General features: G+C 62.8%; 3 protein-coding genes. 2 read left to right on the top strand and 1 reads right to left on the bottom strand.

Going from position 1 to position 3,640, the window contains the following annotated elements; all coding sequences use genetic code 11:
* Nucleotides 1-136 precede the first annotated feature (136 nt).
* Nucleotides 137-1,324: a Gfo/Idh/MocA family oxidoreductase gene (locus tag E5W87_RS34125; RefSeq protein WP_292407945.1), complete on the top strand. Its 1,188-nt coding sequence runs from the start codon at nucleotides 137-139 to the stop codon at nucleotides 1,322-1,324.
* 226 nt (nucleotides 1,325-1,550) lie between these two features.
* Entirely contained in the window at nucleotides 1,551-2,405 is an 855-nt protein-coding gene (locus E5W87_RS34120) for a sugar phosphate isomerase/epimerase (protein ID WP_292407941.1), read from the top strand.
* 20 nt (nucleotides 2,406-2,425) lie between these two features.
* Here E5W87_RS34120 and phnE read toward each other — a convergent pair.
* Nucleotides 2,426-3,640, bottom strand: a 1,215-nt coding sequence (gene phnE, locus E5W87_RS34115) for a phosphonate ABC transporter, permease protein PhnE (protein WP_292407939.1), incomplete at its 5' end; no start/stop codon positions are given.

Here is a 3,640-nt window from a genome sequence, read left to right as displayed (position 1 = left end):
CCCTTGAGGGGAGGGTGGCCCGAAGGGCCGGGTGGGGTCGGTCCATGCCGCGCTCCATGCCCGGCGACCCCACCCGATCCGCTGCGCGGATCGACCTCCCCTCTAGAGGGAGGAAGCAACGACGAGGGAGAAAATCATGGTCGGCGCATCGAAGTCGGAAACGGGAGGCGGCCCGATCCGCTACGGCATGGTCGGCGGCGGGCAGGGCGCCTTCATCGGCGCCGTGCACCGGATCGCGGCGCGCATGGACAATGAGTTCGTGCTGGTCGCCGGCGCGCTATCGTCCAATCCGGTGCGTGCCAAGGCTTCGGCCGAGGAACTCGGGCTGGATCCCACGCGCAGCTACGGCTCCTTCGCCGAGATGGCCAAGGCCGAGGCTAAGCGGCCAGACGGCATCGAAGCGGTGGCCATCGTCACACCCAACAATGTGCATGTGCCGGCGGCGAAGGCGTTTCTCGAAGCCGGCATCCACGTCATCTGCGACAAGCCACTGGCGACGACGTTGGCGGAAGCGAAGAAGCTGGCGGCACTGGTCGAAAAGACCGGCAAAGTGTTCGTGCTGACACATAATTACACCGCCTATCCGATGGTGCGGCAGGCACGCGAGATGGTGGCCAAGGGGCAGCTCGGCGACATCCGCATCGTGCAGTCGGAATATCCGCAGGACTGGCTGACCGAAGACCTTGCCGCCACCGGCCAGAAGCAGGCGGCCTGGCGCTCAGATCCCAAGCAGGCCGGCGCCGGCGGCGCGCTGGGTGACATCGGCACGCATGCCTACAATCTCGCGCGCTTCGTCTGCGGGCTGGAGCTCGATTCGCTTTCAGCCGATCTCGACGCCTTCGTGCCGGGGCGGCAGCTCGACGACAATGTCAACGTGATGCTGCGCTTCAAACCGGTCGGCAAGTCGCACCCGGCCAAGGGCATGATCTGGGCGAGCCAGGTGGCGCCCGGCCACGAGAACGGGCTGAAGCTGCGCATCTATGGCTCGAAGGGCGGGCTTGAATGGGTGCAGGCCGACCCGAACTATCTCTGGTACACGCCGTTCGGCCAGCCGAAGCAGTTGATCACCCGCAATGGCGCCGGCGCGCTGCCCGTCGCCGGACGCGTCAGCCGCGTTCCATCAGGACACCCGGAAGGCTATCTCGAAGGTTTCGCCAACATCTACCAGGAGGCGGCCCGTACCATCCGCGCGGCGCGCCGCAAAGGCGGCAAGCCGGCTAAGGATGTCATCTTCCCGACCATTCAGGACGGCGTCGAAGGCATGGCTTTCATCGAGGCCTGCGTGAAGTCGTCGAAGAAGAACGGGGCCTGGACGAAACTCTAATCGCTGCGCCCGGTTACGGGAAGTCCCCCCTCACCCGGGTTGCCAGCCGAATTGCGAGGGCAATTCGGGGCAATCCGACCTCTCCCCGGGGGGAGAGGAGATCGCTGGCGCTAGCGTCTGCCTCTTCTCCCCAGCGGGGAGAAGGTGGCCGTGAAGCGGCCGGATGAGGGGACTTGTGGCGAAGTCGGCGGAGGAGCCAGCCGGCTGTCAAAGGGAGGGGGCGTCGATGAAAATCGGCATGTGTATGTTCTTGTGGACGACGGCCGTGTCGAAGAAACACGAGCCATTGCTCAGGGATATCAAGGCGACCGGCTTCGATGGCGTTGAGATACCTATCTTTTCAGGCATGCCGGACGATTACAAAAAGCTCGGCGCGCTGCTCGACCGCATCGGACTGGAACGCACCGCCGTCTCGGCCATGGGCGATCCGGCGATGAATTTGATCTCGGCCGATGGCGCAACGCGCAAGGCCGGCATCGACTATATGAAATGGGCGATCGACTGCTCGGCTGCGCTCGGCGCCAAAACGTTGAGCGGCCCGCTGCATTCGACACTCGGCGCCTTCTCCGGCAGCGGGCCGACGGCGGCGGAGAAGAAGCGCTCCGTTGCCTCGCAACGCGCCATCGGCGACCATGCCGGCAAGAAGAACGTCACCATCGGGCTGGAGGCGCTCAACCGCTTCGAATGCTATCTGCTCAACACGATGGACGATCTGTCCGAGCATATCGACGCAATCGACCGGCCGCATATCAAGGCGATGTACGACACCTTTCACGCCAATATCGAGGAGGCCGACCCGATCGGCGCCTATACGCGCAACCACAAAAATGTCGTCCATATCCATATTTCGGAGAACGATCGCGGCGTGCCTGGGCGCGGCCACATTCCGTGGAAAGAGACGTTTTCGGCCATCCGCAAGAGCGGCTATGACGATTGGCTGACGATCGAGGCCTTCGGCCGCTCGCTGAAGGATTTGGCGGCGGCCACCAAGGTCTGGCGCGATTTTTCGGAAAGCCCGGAAGCCGTCTACCGCGACGGCTACAAACACATCAGGAGTGGTTGGAAGAAGGCAGGTGCTTAGGACGCAGCCGAGCCTTCCACTCAGGCGATCTGAACCGCCGGCGGGAAGCCGGCGCGCCGCTCATCGTTGCCGTTTGCGACGGTTCCCATCAGTTTGCGGCGGAGATAGCTGGAGATGTTGTCAAAGACAAAGACGACAACCAGGATCAACAGAACCATATAGAAAACATTGGCCCAATTGGTGTTGGTGCGCATGGCTTCCCACAGTTTCAGGCCGATACCGCCGGCGCCGACAGCGCCTATGATCGTGGCTGACCGCGTGTTCGATTCCCAGAAATAGAGGGATTGGCTAAGGAATACCGGCAAAACCTGGGGCAGCACCCCGTAGCGCTGCACCATTGCCGGCGTGGCGCCAACCGAGCGGATGCCTTCGCGCTGCTTGTCGTCGATGTTTTCCAGCGCCTCGGAATAAAGTTTGCCCAAAGTGCCGGTGTCGGTGAAAAAGATCGCCGACATGCCGGCCAGTGGCCCCGGACCGAAGCCGCGCGTAAAGAACAGCGCCCAGATCAGCATGTCGACCGAGCGCTGGAAATCGAAGAAGCGCTTTGTTACCTGATTGGCTATCCGGCTCGGCGTGACGTTGCGCGCAGCCAGGAAGGCGAGCGGAAAGGCGACGATCGAGGCCAGAACCGTGCCGACAAAAGCCATGACGATGGTCTGCAAAAGCTTCAGCCAGACGTCGCCGTGCTGCCACTCGGCGTTGTTGAGGATGTTGTCCCAGGCGAGCGCTGCGTTTGACCGCGACGGGTCGACGTGTGCCCCTGATATAATCAGTGACGCGACCTCGCCGAACGGCTTTCCCCAGAATGGCGAGTTCGTGTCGAAGACAAAATTGGCCCAGCCAAAGAAACGTCTCCAGGCGACGACTTCGTCGTTTTGGACTTCGGCGCGGCCGAGAAAACCAAACGAGACATAGGCCGTCGAGCCTGGCCTGCGTTGCTCGATCCAGTCAGGCAGCGGTGTGCGTGGCGTCACAGAGCTGTCCTTGGCAATGTCGAAAATGACGCTTTCGCCGCCGCGCGTCACGGTGACAAGGTTTGGCGTGATGGCGATCTGGCCACTGGCAAGAGTGACAGTCGCCGCCACAACTGCGTTTTCGCGCACCGTTTCAGGCACAGCCGGAGCGGATTGGTTTGACGGGGCGGCCGGGTTCTCGGCGGTTGGCGCACCAGGCGCCATAAACGAATCCTGCGACGACTTGTTGGTCGCGATTGCCGGTGCAGGTGCGGCGTCGAC

Source organism: Mesorhizobium sp. (assembly GCF_004962925.1).
In the GTDB taxonomy this organism is placed as follows: Bacteria; Pseudomonadota; Alphaproteobacteria; order Rhizobiales; family Rhizobiaceae; genus Mesorhizobium.
Note: the sequence above shows the minus strand (reverse complement) of the source record. Positions and strands in the feature narration are given on the sequence as shown.

Coding starts and splice junctions, on each gene's coding strand:
- E5W87_RS34125 (WP_292407945.1), top strand. CDS start 137: ATGGTCGGCGCATCGAAGTCGGAAACGGGAGGCGGCCCGATCCGCTAC.
- E5W87_RS34120 (WP_292407941.1), top strand. CDS start 1,551: ATGAAAATCGGCATGTGTATGTTCTTGTGGACGACGGCCGTGTCGAAG.